Origin of the sequence: Salinimicrobium catena, assembly GCF_900102915.1 — a bacterium.
Classification (GTDB): Bacteria; Bacteroidota; Bacteroidia; order Flavobacteriales; family Flavobacteriaceae; genus Salinimicrobium; species Salinimicrobium catena.
Genome location: NZ_FNGG01000001.1, coordinates 650,367 through 667,398, shown reverse-complemented (window position 1 = coordinate 667,398; position 17,032 = coordinate 650,367). Strand labels below are relative to the sequence as shown.

Here is a 17,032-nt window from a genome sequence, read left to right as displayed (position 1 = left end):
CATGCGATCTTCAGCTGAAAATCCTGAAGCTTACATTAACTCTCTTCCGCAGGAGAGAAAGGAGGCAATTTCAAAGCTGCGCAAAGTACTGCTGGAAAATCTGCCTGAAGGTTTCGAGGAAGGCATGGGCTATGCCATGTTGAGCTATCACGTGCCGCTATCAAAATATCCGCAGGGATATCATGTGAACCCCGAACTGCCGCTACCTTTCATAAACCTTGCTTCTCAAAAGAGTTATGTGGCCCTTTACTTTACCATATGGGCCTTTATTCCAGTCCTGAACTCTTGGAATGGTTCACCTATGAATATCTAAATTACTCAAAAAGAAAACTGGACATGGGAAAAAGCTGTATTCGGTTTAAAAAAATGGAGGATATTCCTTACCAGCTTATCGGCCAACTCGCCGCCAAAATGACTCCGCAGGAATGGATCTCCACTTATGAAAGATCTGTGAAGCGGTAGAAAATTACTTCAGCAGAACACCTTTTTTGCCCATTACAGGGATCTCCTGCAGAGCGTTTTCATTGATGGTATTCTTCCTGAAAACATACTTTTTGTGGTACATCTTTCCTTCAGAAAAAAAGGAAACCGAAAATTCATTGTTCAATTTAAGAACATCATCCTGCAAAAATTCGACTTTAGCAAAGGATTGCGGCGGAAGTTCTTTTATGGTATGCCGCATGGTTGAGGTGGTATCCGTGTCATCATAACCCCTGGTAACGATCAAAACGGTGTCCACAGCAGCATCACGGTCATTGATCACATACGCGTTCCAGTCCATTGACTGAAACTCTTCATGCTTCTCCCGAACAGCAGCAATATATACCCTTTCAACTTCCGGTATTTCAATATCTTTCTTCACTTAATCGTTGATCTTTTTTTTGGCCCACTTCCAAAGGCCCCAAAGAATGAGTGCCGCTATCCCCAGCAGAATAGCTCCCAGGGCGAGTTCAATTATTTCAATGACGATCAGAAGCACAATTATCGCTGCTATGATTATACCGATGAAAATTAAACCTGCTGTTTTCATATTGAAGATTTGAATTGTTCGAGGAATCTCATGTCATTTTCATAGAACATGCGAATATCACCAATTTGGTACAACAGCATGGCTATTCTTTCTATCCCCATCCCAAATGCGAAACCAGAGTATTCTGCAGGATCTATGTTACAGTTGCGAAGCACATTTGGGTCTACCATTCCGCAGCCCATGATCTCCAGCCAGCCGGTACCTTTTGTAATTCGGTAATCGGTTTCGGTTTCAAGCCCCCAATAAATATCCACCTCTGCACTTGGCTCGGTGAATGGGAAATAAGACGGGCGCAGCCTGATCTTTGATTTTCCGAAGAGCTGTTTGGTAAAATAAAGCAGGGTCTGTTTTAGATCGGCAAAAGAAACATCCTTGTCGATATAAAGCCCTTCTACCTGGTGGAAGATACAATGAGAACGGGCTGAGATCGCCTCATTTCTAAAGACTCGACCGGGAGAGATCGTACGAATTGGCGGCTTGTTCTCTTCCATATAGCGCACCTGCACAGACGACGTATGCGTGCGCAAAAGCACATCTGGATTGGTCTGAATGAAAAAAGTATCCTGCATGTCACGCGCCGGGTGATACTCGGGCAGGTTAAGGGCCGTAAAATTATGCCAGTCGTCCTCTATTTCGGGACCTTCAGACACATTGAACCCTATATTGGAAAAGATCTCGATGATCTGGTTCTTGACGATAGAAATAGGATGACGAGCGCCGATCTCAACAGGTTCCCCAGGCCGGGTGAGGTCACCATAGATCCCTTTTTCCTCTTCCTTGCTCTCCATCTGCTCCTTTAACTGCTGCACCTTATCCTGTGCCGCCGTCTTAAGGTTGTTCACCGCCTGACCAAATTCCTTTTTCTGGTCATTGGGCACGTTTTTGAACTCGGCAAAATACTGGTTCAAAATTCCCTTTTTGCCTAAATATTTTACACGAAAATCTTCTACTTCCTCTTTTGATTTTGCCTTGAAGGCTTCAATTTCAGAAATATAGTTCTCAATTTTATCTATCATGATCCCTTACTTTAGGAAGCGCAAATTTAAGAAATAATACGGGATTTACTGCCCCCAACTCCTGCGCGTTTTGTGAGAGGGAAAAACCGTCCTAAAAAAGGCAAAACAGGTTACTGAATATACTCTTTCTCTAAGAAGTATTGCACAATTGCCTCTTTCATGAGCACTGCCTGTTCACCCGCCTTTAACTGCGGAAGCTGCTCAAGCATCTTGTAATGCGGCCAGCCGTCATCGTCGTAAAACTCGAATTCATAGTAACCATAAGGTTCAAGTAACCTGCAGATCGCTATATGCATGAGGTCTAGCTTGTGATCTTTCTTGAATCTTCTGTGCACCTGCCCCAGTTCCTGCAGGCCTATTAAGTATATAATGGCGTCCAGTTCCAGTTTCTCCCCATCGGCAAATTGCCGAGAGAGTTTCTCTTCTACCTGGTTCCAGCGTTGTTTTAATTGTTCATCTCTTGACATGCTGCAAAGATACTTACTAACTACGGGAAATTGCTATCTTTGAGCCCATGAATATCATTGATCTTATCCTTAGCATCTTTCTGCTCCTGGGGATCGTTAGGGGAATTTTTAAGGGGTTTCTAGCCGAACTTGCGGCGCTTATTGCCCTTATCGCAGGAATTTATGCAGCCATTCACTTTTCGCACCTTACGTTCGATTTTCTGGCTATCTTCTTTTCATGGGATGAAAAGGTTCTCGGGATAATTGCGTTTGCTATTACATTTTTTATCGTTGCCCTGCTCATATCCCTGCTGGGAAAAGTGCTCACAAAAACGGCTCACCTCTTGGCTCTTGGCCTGGTAAACCGGCTTTTGGGCGGGGTCTTTGGAATGCTGAAAATGGCTTTTTTGGCCAGTCTTTTCTTTATGTTCCTGGAAAGTTTCGAACTCTTCCACGTTGATGAAGAAACTCAGGAAGAATCCATTCTTTATGAGCCGGTACACGAATTCGCACCCATGCTGCTGCCGACTATAATCGAAGAAATAAAAGAAGGGGAACTATTCGAAACTCCTTCTGAAGAAGATCAGGAAGAAGAAGCGTAACATTCCCTTTTGACAGGGCAATTTAGAAGTTTAGCTGGCAACCCTCGTCCATTTTATCACCGATATGAATTGCTATAAATTAAAAGATCCGGCAGGAACCCCTAAGTTCCAAAACCGGATCTGGTAAATCTTCGATAAAAGGCGCTTTTATAACAGGCTTACTTTTCCGTTCGAAATTGAGTAAACTCCTCCCACTATCTTTATTTCGCCTTTCTCCTCCATTTCCTTCAGAATTGGGCTTTTTTCTCTTATTCTTTCCATGGTAAGCCTTACGTTATTTTCAATAACATCAGCAACGAAAGAGTCATTTTTAGAGCTTCTTTCTCCATCTGTTTTAGTTGAAGAAACGGCAGGCTCAATATTTGAGAGCAGGTGAGTAATATTTCCCAATTCCACATGATCACAGGCTGCTTTTACCGCCCCACAGGCTTCATGTCCTAAAACAAACACAAGCTTACTACCTGCAACTTTACAGGAATATTCCATACTTCCAAGAATGTCGGTATTTTCAAAGTTACCGGCTACCCTGGCTACAAAAATATCTCCGATTCCCTGGTCGAAGATGGTTTCCACAGGGACTCTTGAGTCGATACAGCTTAGAACCACGGCCTGCGGCCATTGTCCGCCACTGGTCTGGGCTATTTGGCTTGAGAAATCCCTTTCATGCATCTTATTTCCTGTAAATCTTTCATTACCGGCCAAAAGCTCATTAAGTACTTTCTCTGGATTTAATGCGTCTTGTTTTTCCTTGTTAATAATATCTTTTATCATAATTCTCTGTTTAATTGTAAAATTAATTGTTTACTGAATTCTTTAACTTCAGAATTAAGCCGTTTTTGGCTTATTAAAAAACTGCTGATAACTTACAGGATTTTCAATTATTCCTCTTTCTGAAACAATTTTAATATTGATGTTCCTCTCCTGGGCCTTTACTTTAAAATCATCCAGTATTTCCACAATATCGTTATCAAGATAATGGGTCTTGGTGACATCCATGATAAGATAGGAATTTTCCTCGAGGTTATTAAGCTCTTTGATGATAGCCCCTTTATTGATGAAAGTCACTTCTTCAGCAAGGGTCATCTTCACTGTCTTACTGCCATTTTCAACGTTTTCTTTGTGAAGGAAATAAGAATTCTGGTAGCTCTTGATAAGAATGACAACTATACCTACAAGGAGCCCTAAAGTAATACCAACCAGAAGATCTGCAAAAACGATTCCCCCCACAGTAACCAGGAAAGGCACGGACTGCTTCCAGCCTGCCTTATACATTTGCACAAAAAGTTGCGGCTTTGCCAATTTGTAACCCACTAAAAATAAAATAGCGGCAAGAACTGATAACGGGATCAGGTTCAATATTGTTGGGATTATAATTACCGAGATCAAAAGCAAGATTCCGTGCAATATAGCAGAAAGTTTGGTCTGTCCACCGGACTGAATATTAGCTGAACTCCTTACGATCACCTGGGTGATAGGCAGTCCTCCAATAAGTCCCGAAACCATGTTCCCTGTTCCCTGCGCAAATAGCTCGCGATTGGTAGGAGTGGTTCTCTTATGGGGGTCCAGTTTATCTGTCGCTTCCACGCATAATAAGGTTTCCAAACTCGCTACCAATGCCAGGGTAAATGCGGTAACCCAGATTTCAGAATTTCCTATCATACGAAATGAAGGAAAAGTGAATTGCCCGATAAAGGAATCAAAGCTATCAGGAACCGGCACAGTTACAAGTAGGTTTTTAGCAATTGAAAGACTCCCAAGGTCCTGGGTGAAAAAGTTAAAAATTATTCCAACCACTACTGCCACAACAGGCCCCTGAATTAGCCTGAAAATTTTGCTCTTCTTAGTAAGTACCGCATCCCATAAGATAAGGATCGCCATTGCTACTATTGCTACTAATGTAGAACCTAAACTGATGCTATCAAAAACCTTTCCTATAGCAGAAAAAGTATTCTCCCCGTCCGATTGAGAGAAATACCAGTCTCCAATTGGCCCACTGGTATATCCAAAGAAATGCGGAATTTGCTTAAGGATTATTATGATCCCAATACCGGTTAGCATTCCCTTAATAACCGATGACGGAAAATAATACCCAATTACCCCCGCCTTAAGGACTCCAAATAAGATCTGGATCGCTCCTGCCAGTACAACGGCTAACAGAAAGTCCTGGTAACTTCCTAAACTCGCAATGGCTGCAAGGACGATGGCCGCCAAACCTGCAGCAGGACCACTCACTCCAAGGCTGGATTTACTTAATGCACCCACTACGATGCCACCAACTATACCGGCAATTAAACCAGAAAATAACGGAGCGCCACTGGCAAGTGCTATACCAAGGCAAAGGGGAAGGGCGACAAAAAATACGACAATACTTGCCGGAAAATCTTTATTGATTTGCTTAAACATTCATAATAGTTTTTAGGGACAGACCTCGACAAGACCTGCCTTAATGAAATAAATACGTAAAAATTAAATTGATGACCTCCGGCTCATTCAGCTGCTAAAAAGCATAGGAATAGCCTCTCGGGACCATTGAAAATGGACCTGTGTGCAGGAGATCTGTAAAAACGGAGGTATTATGAATGTTTAGGCGGCGGGGAGGTAACTTCTAGATAAACCTTGTGGTAATCCTCTTTATAAGAATAGGTCGTCTTTTGGTGAGTTCTTAAATATTCAATACTGGCGTGATTTGAAAAGGCCTTTTCAATAATGTACTCAAAATTCACCTGATTCTTCGAGGAATTTTCTTCCTCATTGGCAGTGAAAGCAAAAGACACATCTACAGAATCATCTATGATACTGATGATAGTAGGACCTGCCACGAACGACAGGAAAACTATAGATAAGATGTAAGCTATGCTTTTCACGGGCGCAAAAGTATAAAATTATCCAATGATGCCAGTCATCTTTTTGGACTTTAACAGCTCGCTATAGCAGCCGCAGCGCCGATTTCTCTATCCATCCCTGGCTTCCGTTAGGCAGTTCGATTTCGTACCAGCCCTGAAAATCTTCGGTTACCTTTACCTTGGCCCCTTCATGAAGAAGGAATACTTCGTCACTCCTTACATTTGGCTCACTTCTTACGTCGGCTTCTTCAGAAAAAACGATGGCAAAAGATCGGTTTTCAAGCAGGTTCTGCTTTAGGTTGCCTATCACTGCGGAAGTGATACCCAGCAAAAGAAAGATCATACCAGTGATGAAGAACATCCTTTTAAAAAGGGTTTTTCGGCTGAAGTAATACGCCAAAAAGAAGGCTACGAACAGCAGCATGCAAAAGATAGCGACCCAGCCCCAACCGGAAGGTGAAAAAAGTTGGGTGGTGGAATCCAGGAACTGCGAAAAACCTCCTTCCCGCGGCTCTTCAATGACATCTATGGCCATGTTGCGGGCAAACTGCAGGTTGTTAACCACATCCTGGTCACCGGGTTTCATTTTCAGCGCCTTTTCATAATGATAAATACTTGGCCCGATCCTGTTGAGCTTGTAGTAACTGTTTCCAAGATTATAATGAACCGCTACAGAAGCTTCCCCGTTCTCGAGGATCTGGTTATATAACTCCACGGCCTCTTCATAATCGCCATCGGCGTAGGCAGAATTAGCCTTTTCAAAAGCCTCTTCGTTCTGGGCCATTCCCGACAACCCGAATAACATCAGCAGTAAATAAATCAACTTTTTCATACCTGTTTATCTATTTCTGAAATCACTTCTACAGCCTTGTCATAATCCTGTCGCATGGCCACGTTTGAAGCCGGGGTATACCTGGCAAATTCACAGCTTTCAAGCAGTTTGATGAACTGTGTCACCGTGTTGGCGTCAACCCGCCGTGTGCTGAGCAGTTCCCTGATGCGCTCCTTGCTCATTTCGCTGGTCTGAATATGCAGTTTTGCCTTGAGGTAGTTGTGCAGTGCCCTTTCCAGCGATTCATAGAATTTCTTCTGGTCACCCAGATTACGTTTTGCTTCAGAAAGGTATTTTCTTGCCAGCCTGTCGGCCTTTTTGATCCTGTTTCCTTTCACGTCTCCCGCAATGGCTTCCCGTCTTTTTCCAAAAAAGATCGCTACAGGGATCAACAACAGCGGTAAGGCGAAAAGGCTCCAAAAAAGCACCGATCTAATAAAAGGTGTTTGACCGATGGGTGTTAAATCTGAATTAAGCTTGATATACCTGAACTGGCTTGCTGCGGAAGGCACCTGTTGGGTCACTACGTTTGAACTTCCAGAAGCTCCCGCAATCTGTCCTGCGGGTGCAGCGTTCACGTTCAGCAGTATCTCGTCTGAAGTTAGGGTTCTATAGGTTTCACTCTTAAGGTCAAAATAGGAAAAAGACACCGGCGGAATGGGGTATTTACCTTTCGCCTGCGGCACCAGGGTATAGGTATTGGAAATGCTTCCCTGCATTCCGTTTAGGTTAGTGGTGACATCTTCAACATACTCCGGTTCATATTTTTCAACCGAAGCAGGAACGGTAAGTGTCGGAAGATCGAACAGTTTAAGGTTCCCCTGCCCGCTTACCTGCACTTTTGCCTGCAATGATTCGGTGGCATTGAGCTCCTGCTTGTCTGCAGTTACTCTGAAGCTAAGATTTCTCCCCACGGCACCGGTAAAGCCTGCGGGTTTTCCTTCTGCCGGCAGCGGCTTCACATTGATGGTACGGTTACCGGCCGCGACGGTCTTGTCAACGGTTTCGTAAAAACGGTTTCCGAAGATATCCCTTCGGTCACCGGGAACATCTACCGAAACTGAAAGCGTCAACGGCTCAATGTCGAGTTTTCCGGTCTTCTGCGGATAAAGGACGGTCTTCCGAAGCACCACGTAACGATAAGGTTCGCCCTTATACTCGCCGTTCTCTACCTGCAAGCGCTGCATGTCTATGTTCTGGCTCCAGAAATCACTGAACTTGGGATTGTCGATCTGCCGCCAGTCGCTCACATTGATACGCGGACTCACATACAGCTTATAGACCACGGTAATCGCTTCGTTGAGATACGGATTGGTGTTGGAGATCTCGGCTACCAGGTGCAGGTTCTCTGAAGCGATGTATTCAGAATTATTCCCATCTGTAGGTTCGTCAACGGCCGCGGTCACTTCAATATCTACCGGAGTGGTTTTATAAACATTGCCTTCAATAGTGATCTCTGCCTGGCCGATGGTGAAATTACCCCGCTTTTTGGGCGCTAAAAAATAACTGTAGGTTTTGGAATAACTTCTCTTCCCGTTGATCCAGCTGTTGCTCACAGACTGGTTTGGGCCACCCACCACCGTAAAATTGGAAAAAGAAGGCGGATTGAAATTATCGCCATCTTCATTCATGGTAAAGTCTATCCGTAGGCGCTCGTTAACACCCAGTTTGGTCTTGCTGGCCTTTGCTTCGAACTGCACCTGGGCACAGGCAAAACCTGTGATCATCAAAAAAGCTAAAAATATAAACTTACTTTTCATTTGATTATTACCAGTCTTTTTCAGTTTTTGTCTTCGCGCCTTTCATTTTCTTGGCGTTTATTTTCTCCTGTACCTTCTTTTCTTCATTCCCCATGGCTTCCAACAGGTTCTTTACCTGCTGCGGTGACAATTGTCCCGGCCGTGGCTGTGGCTGCCTTGGCTGCTCTTCATCAGACTTATCGCCCTGGTTCTTTTGCTGCTCATCGTCCTTGGGCTTGCCGTCATTTTCCTTCTTATCGTCGCCTTCTTTTTTATCTTTATCGTCCTTTTCTCCGCCCTTGTTCTGATCTTCGGGCTTTCCGTCCTCATTCTTCTCTTTATCTCCTTCGTCTCCCTCTTGATCCTTATTATCTTGTTTCTGATCTTTCTTCTGGTCCTGCTGATCTTTTTTCTGATCATCCTTATTCTCATCTCCGCCGCCTTTCTTCTCTTCTTCCAGCATCTTTTTTGCCAGGGCGAGATTGTAACGAGTCTCCTCGTCATTGGGGTTATTCCGAAGGGAATTCTTATAGGCCTCCACGGCTTCCCGGTACTTTTCCTGCTTCATGAAGGAATTTCCCTGGTTGTGAAAAGCGTCGTGCTTAAGCGGTTTTGCTTCTGCCACTTTAGCCGATTGGGTATGTCTTTCGACTGCCTCGCCGGTGATCTCATTATTATAATAGATATTCCCCAGGTTATAGCGCGCTTCGGCATTCGACGGATCTTTGGCGATAGCCTTGCGGTAAAGCGCTTCGGCAGCAGCCAGGTCATTTTCCTCAAGCGCCGCTTCGGCCTCCTGCATGTATTTCTTAGCCAAACGTCCCGCCTTCTCAGGATCTTCCTGAGCCATTGCAGGTACGAATACCAGCAAAAGAACACTCAAAAATGCTATTTTCATCAGCTTCATTTTCGGCTATTTTTCTTCATTGAACAAATTTAATCTTTTCAGCCAGGAAGTGCGACGTTCCAGCAAGAGGATATCCAGGAACAAAAAGAACAGCCCTAATCCAAGGAACCACTGAAACTGACTTTTGTACTCGGCTATTTGCTGAGACTCGAATTCCTTTTTATCCATGTTCTGAAGGATGGTTGTCACCTGCTCTACCACTTCGGTGGTCACACTTCCGTCAATATATTCCCCGTTCGCGGCATTGGCGATCTCTTTCAAGGTTTCGGCATTAAGCCGGGTGATCACGGTTTGACCGCTGTTGTCTTTTTTATAACTCTGGGTGACACCCCTTCTTTTCTCCGGAATAGGCCCTCCTTTCGCGGTTCCCACTCCAATGGTCACTATTCTTATGCCTTCCCTGGCCGCTTCTTCGGCGATCTCTTCTACCTGCCCCTCGTGATCTTCCCCGTCACTGATAAGGAAGAGAATACGGTTGGTCTGGTCTTCATCGTTAAAATAAGTAGTGGCCAGCTCAATGGCTTCTTTGATGGCCGTTCCCTGCGAAGAGATCATGTCTGTATTCATGGCCTGGAGGAACATTTTTGCCGCCCCGTAATCTGTCGTGATAGGCAACTGCGGAAAAGCGCTTCCGGCATAGGCTATGATCCCTACCCTGTCACTCGCCAGGTTATTGATGATCTGGGTTACCAGCTGTTTGGATTTCTCAAGCCGGTTGGGCGCGATATCCTCGGCCAGCATACTTTTAGAGACATCCAGGGCAAAAACCACATCAACTCCTTCCCTTTTTACCGTTTCCAATTTTGTGCCAAATTGTGGATTCGCAAGGGCAATAGCCAGACTGGCGATAGCTAAAGAAAGAACCACAACCTTCAGGACAGATTTTCCCAAAGACCTTTCCGGACTCAGCTTTTGCAGCAGTTCCTTATCTGCGAATTTTCGCTGGGTGCGCTTCTTCCAGATCACCAGCATGCCGAACAGCAGGACGATCACCGGAATGATGAGCAGCAACCACAAATATGTCTTATCTTCTAAAAGGAACATTCGATCGTATTTTAAATAAAGCTTCGGAAAAAGGTGAATCTTAACAACACTTCGAAGATCAGGAAAAATCCGGCCAGTAAAATGAGTGGCCTGTACTTCTCTTCATAATTGTAAAATTTAAACTCTTCTATTTCTGTTTTTTCAAGTGCGTCGATCTCTTCATAGATCTCCTCCAGTTTTTCATTGTTTGTCGCGCGGAAATATTTTCCTCCCGTATCCTCTGCGATCTCCTTTAACAGATCCTCATCGATCTCTACCGGCACCCTACCATACTGGAAAGTACCGTCAGGGCGGATAGCTACCGGCGATAATGCGGTACCGTTGCTCCCTACTCCAATGGTGTACACCTTGATCCCGAATTCCACAGCCAGTTCACTGGCGATCTTAGGTTCTATAAAGCCGGCGTTGTTCATCCCGTCGGTAAGCAGAATGATCACCTTGCTTTCTGCTTCACTGTCTTTTAGACGATTCACTGAAGTGGCCAGCCCCATTCCTATCGCGGTGCCGTTCTCCAGGACATTGTCATATTCCACATCTTCAAGCGAACTTAGCACGATGCTTTTGTCACTGGTAATAGGTGTTTTTGTAAAACTTTCTCCCGCGTAGACCACCAATCCTATCCTGTCTCCCGGCCGATTCTTGATGAATTCCCCGGCCACTTCTTTGGTCGCCTCGAGCCTGTTGGGCTCCAGGTCGCGCGCCAGCATACTGGCCGAAACATCAATGGCCATGGCAATGTCGATCCCCATAGTACTGCTGGTGCGGCTGGAAACATCTACCGTTCTTGGGCGTGCAAGAGCTGTAATTACAAGTGCCAGTACCAGTAACCGCAAGATGAACAGCACAGGCCGTAACCTTCCGAGGAATCCTGGATTGGCTTTGAATCCCCGGGTACTGGAGATCTTCAGCTCAGCGGTTTGCCTATTCCTCTTCCAAATATACCAGGCGATGGCTACCGGAAGCAGCAGCAAAAACCAGAAAAAATGAGGATCCTCAAAAATGATATTTTCAAACATTAATTTTCAGCATTTCTTAGTTCAACAGAGGCCGTGATCCTTTCAGATATCTCTTCAGCAAAGGAATCCCCTTCATTGTAGATCACCACGATCTGCTGGTAACCCCCGCCTTCCCCAAAATTGAGGATAGCATATTCCTTTTGAAGGATCTTGTCTGAATCTTCCATTTCCATTCCCATGGTTCCGAAGATCTTGAGGCCTTTGGCGCCGTTAAGGGTGGCTATCTCCTCCTGCTTGGTAATAATATTTCGGGCGCCCCTTTTTTCGAGATAGGCATAGACCTCTTCGACAGCAGACTCCAGTTTGAAGTCCTGCCCGGCTGGCCGGGTATTGAGATCAACATACAAATTGCCTTCCACGCTGCCTGCCCTAAAAGTTTCTTTTCCGGCAGCTCTTGCAGTAGAATCGTTGACCACCCTTACCAGGACTTCGGGTGTGGTCACGGTCACCGCCGGCGAACCGTATTCACTTCTTATCCATTCCCCTTCCAGCAGCTCCTTGCTCTCATTTCCGAGGTAGGTATCCCTGAAATAATCGAATCCCTGGGTAGAGATAATGTAGGCTGTGGCCCCGCTGAATATCAGCACAAAGACAATGACCCCTATAACGATCTTTCTTACTTTCTTTTTCCTTTCCAGGCGCTCCCTGTACTGCTGATCCTTCAACAGGTCTTCTTCGGAAGGCTGCGGAATGGATGCTTTGGTATCGTTTATAACACTTTCAACGCTGCTCCTGTCTTCTTTTGCCGTGATCACATCTGGTCGGGAGTTAGCGAACTTGGCAAGATCGGCCCTTTCCAGGATCGTTTTTAAGCGTTTAATGGTCTCATCTGAAAGATTGAGGTGGCCGGTCTGCCGCTCATGTTCCAGGTAAAGGATCAGCTCGCCGGTGGTGCTTTCCATGGCATGGTCAAAAACTTCCCCATCCAGATAACGGCGAACGGCAGCCGAAAGCTGCGAATAGTATTCTTTTATTTCCCGCTTTTCCAGCAAATGGGAATTATCGAGTTGCTGCAGCTCAAAGATGGCCTGTTCATAGGGCGGTAATTTTTTGGCGGCTTCTGCTTTCTTTTTTCTTCTTCGGAAGAAGAGGTAAGCTCCCAGAAGGCCGAGCAGCAAAACGGCCAGCACCCACCAGGCCCACTCAGGCACAGAAAATCCTGAAGGCACTTCGACCGAAGGCTTTATGGGATACATTTTTTGTTTGGTGGTATCTACTACCACTGTTCCCACCTCCACCAGCAGGGAATCGGTGTAATAAATATTGTCATTGATGTTTACCCTCTGCCGCGGAATGGTATAGCTGCCGGAGTCCCATTGGGTAAGCGCATATTCCTTGATGAGCCTGAACCTGTCCTGTACCCGGCTGGTGTCAGCGGCAAAAAACTCTACCATTTCAAGGGGCGAAAAAGTTTGTCCTTCGGGAAACACCACCAGGTCGGTCGAATCGGTTTCCACAGAAATACTGTAGCGTATCTGCTCTCCAATTCTCATAGAAGCCGTATCTAAGGTAGCGCTGACCTCCTGCGCAGTAAGCTGCGCGGAAAATGCCATGCTAAAGAACAGCAAACATCTGAAAATGGTAGTTTTATTAAATTGCAATTCGTTCATTTTCACTTTTTATCGTCACCCTCTCATTTTGAAATATCCGAGCAACTTCTTGACATAACTTTCATCGACCCGGGCGCTTAAGTTTCCTGCCCCGCTTTTCCTAAAACTTTCCTGAAAGTAGTCGACCCTCTCCCGGTAATGTTTTGCGTAGCTGTTTCTCACAGAGCGGGAAGACGTGTCAACTAAAATTGTCTTTCCGGTTTCCTCGTCCTGCATGTTCACCACTCCCAGGTTGGGAATCTCCTCTTCCCTGGCGTCATACACCCTGATACCGGTCACATCGTGCCGGCCGCTGGTGATCTTGAGCGTACGCTGGTAATCTTCGGCAATAAAGTCTGAAAGCACAAAAACGATGGCTTTTTTCTTCATGACTTTGGAAAGGAAACTAAGAGCTTCAGAAATATCTGTTTTCTGACTCTTGGGTTCGAATTCCAGCAGTTCCCTGATGATCCGCAGCACGTGGGAACGGCCCTTCTTCGGCGGGATATATAATTCAATGGTATCTGAAAAAAGGATAAGGCCTATCTTATCATTGTTCTGGGTTGCTGAAAATGCCAAAGTAGCGGCAATTTCAGTAATGATGTCTTTTTTAAAACTGTTCCTTGTCCCGAACAATCCCGAGCCGGAAACATCCACGACCAGCATCATGGTCAATTCCCGCTCCTCTTCAAAAACCTTTACAAAGGGTTCAGAATAACGGGCGGTCACGTTCCAGTCAATATTTCTCACATCATCGCCAAACTGGTACTGCCTAACCTCGCTAAAGGTCATTCCCCTACCCTTAAAAGTAGAATGATATTCCCCGCCGAAGATATGATCGCTCAACCGGCGGGTCTTGATCTCGATTTTCCGTACTTTCTTTAGAAGTTCCTTAGTATCCATTTATTCAATTGACAATTCACAATTAACAGTAAACAATTAACAATGACCAACAGCAGTTGTGATCATTGCTAATTGAATATTGATCATTGTTAAGGTACTTCGATCTCGTTAACGATCTTGTTGATAATGTCTTCTGAAGTCACATTTTCGGCTTCGGCCTCGTAGGTGATCCCTATCCTGTGGCGCAGCACATCGTGTACAACGGCTCGCACGTCTTCGGGCACCACATAACCGCGGCGCTTGATAAAGGCATAACATTTTGCCGCTGTAGCCAGGTTGATACTTCCCCTTGGAGATGCTCCAAAATTGATGAGCGGCTTTAGATTTTCAAGATTGTATTTTTCAGGAAAACGCGTCGCAAAAACGATATCCAGAATGTATTTTTCGATCTTCTCATCCATGTACACTTCCCGAACGGCTTCCTGGGCGCGCAGGATCTGCTCCAGGCTCACCACCGGATTCACCTGCTCAAAAGCCCCTTTTAGATTGGCGCGAATGATCATCTGCTCCTCGCTCATCTCTGGATACTTGATCACTGTCTTCAGCATGAAACGGTCAACCTGAGCTTCGGGAAGCGGATAGGTCCCTTCCTGCTCCACCGGGTTTTGGGTGGCCATTACCAGGAATGGTTTATCAAGCATAAAGGTCTCTTCCCCAATGGTCACCTGCTTTTCCTGCATTGCCTCCAGCAAAGCCGATTGCACCTTGGCAGGCGCCCGGTTAATCTCATCGGCAAGTACAAAGTTGGCGAAGATCGGCCCTTTCTTAATGCTGAAGTCGTTCAGCTTCATGTTATAAATCAGCGTACCCACAACATCTGCGGGCAACAGGTCCGGTGTGAACTGGATTCTGCTAAAACTTCCGTGAACCGCTTTAGAAAGCGTATTGATGGCGAGGGTCTTTGCAAGCCCCGGCACTCCTTCTAAAAGAATGTGCCCCTGCCCTAAAAGACCAATCAGCAAACGTTCAACCATGTGTTTCTGGCCCACGATGACCTTCTTCATTTCTGCGGAAAGAATGTCTACAAAAGCGCTCTCGCGCTCTATTTTTTCGTTGATACTGGCTATGTCTATTGCACTGTTATTGTCCTGCATGAATGTTAAATTTAAGAGTGGTGAAGATAATCAACCAAAAGGAACGCCACAAGCCCAACAAATATTCAACCGTTTTTTGTTAAATTTAAGTTAAAATAAAAAAGCAGCGGGGTTAGCGCTGCCTTTTTTATCTGTATATGTCAGGTGAAAATTATCCCTCGGTACCGGTACCAGTCTCGGTTTCGGTAGATCCTTCCAGGATGATAGGCTCCTCCAGTTCGGTCACCACGCCTTGCTCAACTTCAATATTATTCACAACAGCGGCTTCAAGACCAAGTCCTTCTTCAGGAGTCGCGGTCAACACATAAGTTCCCGGCTCAAGACCATGCAGCTGAAATACTCCTTCTGCATTGGTATAAGCAGAAACAGTTCCGGCTGAACTTTGTGCCTCTACCAGTACAGGCTCTGTCGAACCTGTGACAATGCCGGCGATCGATCCTGAAGTCTCATCCAAAGAAAGACGAATTACAGGCTTCAGGCTGTATCCGCCATTACCCTGACTCACCACAGATTGATCTACATCAAAATCCAGAATAAAAGTGTAGTAGGTATCGGCTTGAAGTTCCTGACCTACCTTTAGTTTAAGTCCGGATTGTTGTGCGCTTGGAGTGTCTAATACCAACTCATTCCCATCAACTACTATGGTATTATTGTCTCCCAGTACCAGCCTGATCTCCTGAAGATATCCTGCAGGGATTTCGGCTTCAGCCAAAAATTCGGTGACACCACCTGTTAGTTCCAACAGGTTGATCTCTTTGGTTTCAGCGATACCCAAACTTACCCAGCCTTCTTCGTCGCCCGTTTCACCGTCGGACTCTGTTCCGGTTTCGGCAGTGGTTTCTGCTTCCATTTTAACCATAACGTCTTCCACTTCTACCCATACCTCCTCATAATCGCCGGGCGCATCGGTAAGTTTTACAGCCACCTGTGCGGTGCCTTCAGTATTCATGGAATCGTCTTCATCATCACTACAGCTAATTAGCGTGGCGGCAAAAACAAAGAGCATTAGAAATAAATTGTACTTTTTCATAAATAGGTTTTTTAGGTTTTCAGGCTTAATAACGGCCGATAAAAGGATTTAATTTATCGACGAACGGACTTTAACTTTTTTTAACTTTACTCGTAGCTGCTTTAACAGCCGCCATTTTACCTGAACTCTTTTAGTTTCATACATTTAAAATATGAGGCAGAAAAATTCATATTCCCGTATAATTCAGGATATAACCGGATGGGAAAAAAGCACTTGGGGAGACAAAATCAGATTCTTTCAACACAGCGTAGAAAAAGACATTACATCCTTCCTGGCCATTGGCCCCCAAAGGGAGATCTTGCAGGACAATTCTCTGGGAACTGCATTGAGCGAGAGCGGGTTGAGCCGGGACGAAATTCAGCTTATAGGCGGCATGAACGCTGTCCCAAAAGATCCGGACGAGCTTATAGCCAAAGTAGAAGAAACTCTAAACCATCTCAAAACTGATTATTTGGATCTCTTTTTCCTGGACCTGCGAACCCCGGCGGAGATCGTGATGCCAGCAGTGGAAAGGCTGTTCTCACAGGGAAAAATAGTGGAAATGGGAGTTTTTGATCTTCATGATCCGTCTACCACAGTTCCCCTGGAGAAAAATTCGGTCAAAGCCAGTCTCACCAGCTGGAATTTTACTTCAGCTTCAATGAAAACATTAACTTTGAAACAACCCGGTACAGCTGACATGACGGAAATGGTGTGGATAAACCTCCAGGAAACTGAAAAATATGACCGGCTTTTGGAGCCCCTGGTACAAAAATATCAGCATAATGCCCGGGAGATCTTTTTATCCTGGTTTTTACAGCACCCGGCGCATTTTCATCCGGTATTGCAGGTTAATAGTATAGAGCAGATAAATTCGGCAGCCAAAGGCCAGCATTTAAAACTAATCGAGGAAGACTGGAAAAACCTTCCGAAGAAAATAGATTCAAAAACAGCATTTTAGA

19 protein-coding genes are annotated in these 17,032 nt (G+C 45.2%); 3 read left to right on the top strand and 16 right to left on the bottom strand.

Going from position 1 to position 17,032, the window contains the following annotated elements; genetic code table 11:
- The first annotated feature begins 1 nt into the window (after window position 1).
- Window positions 2-313, top strand: coding sequence for a DUF1801 domain-containing protein (locus BLS64_RS03030; RefSeq protein ID WP_317039625.1), 312 nt, complete (start codon window positions 2-4; stop codon window positions 311-313).
- Window positions 314-466: 153 nt separating this feature from the next.
- On the opposite strand, the gene BLS64_RS03025 is transcribed toward BLS64_RS03030, so the two are convergent.
- The 4 genes from BLS64_RS03025 to BLS64_RS03015 form a co-directional block, all read right to left on the bottom strand.
- Window positions 467-862: a hypothetical protein gene (locus tag BLS64_RS03025; RefSeq protein ID WP_093111570.1), complete on the bottom strand. Its 396-nt coding sequence runs from the start codon at window positions 860-862 to the stop codon at window positions 467-469.
- Window positions 863-1,030, bottom strand: coding sequence for a hypothetical protein (locus BLS64_RS15135; RefSeq protein WP_176763411.1), 168 nt, complete (start codon window positions 1,028-1,030; stop codon window positions 863-865).
- A complete protein-coding gene (gene pheS / locus BLS64_RS03020) occupies window positions 1,027-2,046 on the bottom strand; it encodes a phenylalanine--tRNA ligase subunit alpha (RefSeq protein ID WP_093111568.1) in 1,020 nt (339 codons plus the stop codon). The genes BLS64_RS15135 and pheS overlap by 4 nt, the downstream gene beginning before the upstream one ends.
- Before the next feature lie 110 nt (window positions 2,047-2,156).
- On the bottom strand, window positions 2,157-2,513 hold the full coding sequence (locus BLS64_RS03015) for a hypothetical protein (protein ID WP_093111566.1): 357 nt from the start codon (window positions 2,511-2,513) through the stop codon (window positions 2,157-2,159).
- A gap of 47 nt (window positions 2,514-2,560) precedes the next feature.
- On the opposite strand from BLS64_RS03015, the gene BLS64_RS03010 reads away from it, so the two are divergent.
- On the top strand, window positions 2,561-3,094 hold the full coding sequence (locus BLS64_RS03010) for a CvpA family protein (protein WP_093111564.1): 534 nt from the start codon (window positions 2,561-2,563) through the stop codon (window positions 3,092-3,094).
- 147 nt (window positions 3,095-3,241) lie between these two features.
- Here the strand turns inward: BLS64_RS03010 and BLS64_RS03005 are convergent, their stop codons facing one another.
- The 12 genes from BLS64_RS03005 to BLS64_RS02950 form a co-directional block, all read right to left on the bottom strand.
- The gene (locus BLS64_RS03005; RefSeq protein WP_093111562.1) at window positions 3,242-3,865 is read right to left on the bottom strand and encodes a carbonic anhydrase family protein; all 624 of its coding nucleotides are present in this window, start codon (window positions 3,863-3,865) and stop codon (window positions 3,242-3,244) included.
- Between the two features lie 54 nt (window positions 3,866-3,919).
- The gene (locus BLS64_RS03000) at window positions 3,920-5,497 is read right to left on the bottom strand and encodes a SulP family inorganic anion transporter (protein WP_093111560.1); all 1,578 of its coding nucleotides are present in this window, start codon (window positions 5,495-5,497) and stop codon (window positions 3,920-3,922) included.
- Between the two features lie 170 nt (window positions 5,498-5,667).
- Window positions 5,668-5,958: a hypothetical protein gene (locus BLS64_RS02995; protein ID WP_093111558.1), complete on the bottom strand. Its 291-nt coding sequence runs from the start codon at window positions 5,956-5,958 to the stop codon at window positions 5,668-5,670.
- Window positions 5,959-6,019: 61 nt separating this feature from the next.
- Window positions 6,020-6,769, bottom strand: coding sequence for an SH3 domain-containing protein (locus BLS64_RS02990; RefSeq protein WP_093111556.1), 750 nt, complete (start codon window positions 6,767-6,769; stop codon window positions 6,020-6,022).
- A complete protein-coding gene (locus BLS64_RS02985) occupies window positions 6,766-8,529 on the bottom strand; it encodes a BatD family protein (protein ID WP_093111554.1) in 1,764 nt (587 codons plus the stop codon). The genes BLS64_RS02990 and BLS64_RS02985 overlap by 4 nt, the downstream gene beginning before the upstream one ends.
- 7 nt (window positions 8,530-8,536) lie before the next feature.
- Window positions 8,537-9,406 carry a tetratricopeptide repeat protein gene (locus BLS64_RS02980; protein WP_245693364.1) on the bottom strand — a complete coding sequence of 290 codons (870 nt, stop codon included), beginning with the start codon at window positions 9,404-9,406 and terminating at the stop codon, window positions 8,537-8,539.
- A gap of 15 nt (window positions 9,407-9,421) precedes the next feature.
- The gene (locus BLS64_RS02975; RefSeq protein WP_093111550.1) at window positions 9,422-10,459 is read right to left on the bottom strand and encodes a vWA domain-containing protein; all 1,038 of its coding nucleotides are present in this window, start codon (window positions 10,457-10,459) and stop codon (window positions 9,422-9,424) included.
- 11 nt (window positions 10,460-10,470) lie between these two features.
- Window positions 10,471-11,475 (bottom strand): vWA domain-containing protein, encoded by a 1,005-nt coding sequence (locus BLS64_RS02970; protein ID WP_093111548.1) that lies wholly within the window; start codon window positions 11,473-11,475, stop codon window positions 10,471-10,473.
- Window positions 11,475-13,085 (bottom strand): DUF4381 family protein, encoded by a 1,611-nt coding sequence (locus tag BLS64_RS02965; protein ID WP_093111546.1) that lies wholly within the window; start codon window positions 13,083-13,085, stop codon window positions 11,475-11,477. Before BLS64_RS02965 ends, BLS64_RS02970 begins: the two co-directional genes overlap by 1 nt.
- 15 nt (window positions 13,086-13,100) lie before the next feature.
- Entirely contained in the window at window positions 13,101-13,967 is an 867-nt protein-coding gene (locus tag BLS64_RS02960; RefSeq protein WP_093111544.1) for a DUF58 domain-containing protein, read from the bottom strand.
- An 89-nt stretch (window positions 13,968-14,056) separates the two neighbouring features.
- Window positions 14,057-15,061: an AAA family ATPase gene (locus tag BLS64_RS02955; RefSeq protein WP_093111541.1), complete on the bottom strand. Its 1,005-nt coding sequence runs from the start codon at window positions 15,059-15,061 to the stop codon at window positions 14,057-14,059.
- Window positions 15,062-15,212: 151 nt separating this feature from the next.
- On the bottom strand, window positions 15,213-16,091 hold the full coding sequence (locus BLS64_RS02950) for a DUF4382 domain-containing protein (protein ID WP_093111539.1): 879 nt from the start codon (window positions 16,089-16,091) through the stop codon (window positions 15,213-15,215).
- Window positions 16,092-16,242: 151 nt separating this feature from the next.
- Between BLS64_RS02950 and BLS64_RS02945 the strand changes: the two genes are divergently transcribed.
- Window positions 16,243-17,031, top strand: coding sequence for an aldo-keto reductase family protein (locus BLS64_RS02945; protein WP_093111537.1), 789 nt, complete (start codon window positions 16,243-16,245; stop codon window positions 17,029-17,031).
- The last annotated feature ends 1 nt before the right edge of the window (window position 17,032 follow it).

Excerpts from the sequence above, each read along its gene's own strand:
- BLS64_RS03030 (WP_317039625.1), top strand. The coding sequence starts at position 2 with ATGCGATCTTCAGCTGAAAATCCTGAAGCTTACATTAACTCTCTTCCG.
- BLS64_RS15135 (WP_176763411.1), bottom strand. The coding sequence starts at position 1,030 with ATGAAAACAGCAGGTTTAATTTTCATCGGTATAATCATAGCAGCGATA.
- pheS (WP_093111568.1), bottom strand. The coding sequence starts at position 2,046 with ATGATAGATAAAATTGAGAACTATATTTCTGAAATTGAAGCCTTCAAG.
- BLS64_RS03015 (WP_093111566.1), bottom strand. The coding sequence starts at position 2,513 with ATGTCAAGAGATGAACAATTAAAACAACGCTGGAACCAGGTAGAAGAG.
- BLS64_RS03010 (WP_093111564.1), top strand. The coding sequence starts at position 2,561 with ATGAATATCATTGATCTTATCCTTAGCATCTTTCTGCTCCTGGGGATC.
- BLS64_RS03005 (WP_093111562.1), bottom strand. The coding sequence starts at position 3,865 with ATGATAAAAGATATTATTAACAAGGAAAAACAAGACGCATTAAATCCA.
- BLS64_RS03000 (WP_093111560.1), bottom strand. The coding sequence starts at position 5,497 with ATGTTTAAGCAAATCAATAAAGATTTTCCGGCAAGTATTGTCGTATTT.
- BLS64_RS02990 (WP_093111556.1), bottom strand. The coding sequence starts at position 6,769 with ATGAAAAAGTTGATTTATTTACTGCTGATGTTATTCGGGTTGTCGGGA.
- BLS64_RS02985 (WP_093111554.1), bottom strand. The coding sequence starts at position 8,529 with ATGAAAAGTAAGTTTATATTTTTAGCTTTTTTGATGATCACAGGTTTT.
- BLS64_RS02980 (WP_245693364.1), bottom strand. The coding sequence starts at position 9,406 with ATGAAAATAGCATTTTTGAGTGTTCTTTTGCTGGTATTCGTACCTGCA.
- BLS64_RS02975 (WP_093111550.1), bottom strand. The coding sequence starts at position 10,459 with ATGTTCCTTTTAGAAGATAAGACATATTTGTGGTTGCTGCTCATCATT.
- BLS64_RS02970 (WP_093111548.1), bottom strand. The coding sequence starts at position 11,475 with ATGTTTGAAAATATCATTTTTGAGGATCCTCATTTTTTCTGGTTTTTG.
- BLS64_RS02965 (WP_093111546.1), bottom strand. The coding sequence starts at position 13,085 with ATGAACGAATTGCAATTTAATAAAACTACCATTTTCAGATGTTTGCTG.
- BLS64_RS02960 (WP_093111544.1), bottom strand. The coding sequence starts at position 13,967 with ATGGATACTAAGGAACTTCTAAAGAAAGTACGGAAAATCGAGATCAAG.
- BLS64_RS02955 (WP_093111541.1), bottom strand. The coding sequence starts at position 15,061 with ATGCAGGACAATAACAGTGCAATAGACATAGCCAGTATCAACGAAAAA.
- BLS64_RS02950 (WP_093111539.1), bottom strand. The coding sequence starts at position 16,091 with ATGAAAAAGTACAATTTATTTCTAATGCTCTTTGTTTTTGCCGCCACG.
- BLS64_RS02945 (WP_093111537.1), top strand. The coding sequence starts at position 16,243 with ATGAGGCAGAAAAATTCATATTCCCGTATAATTCAGGATATAACCGGA.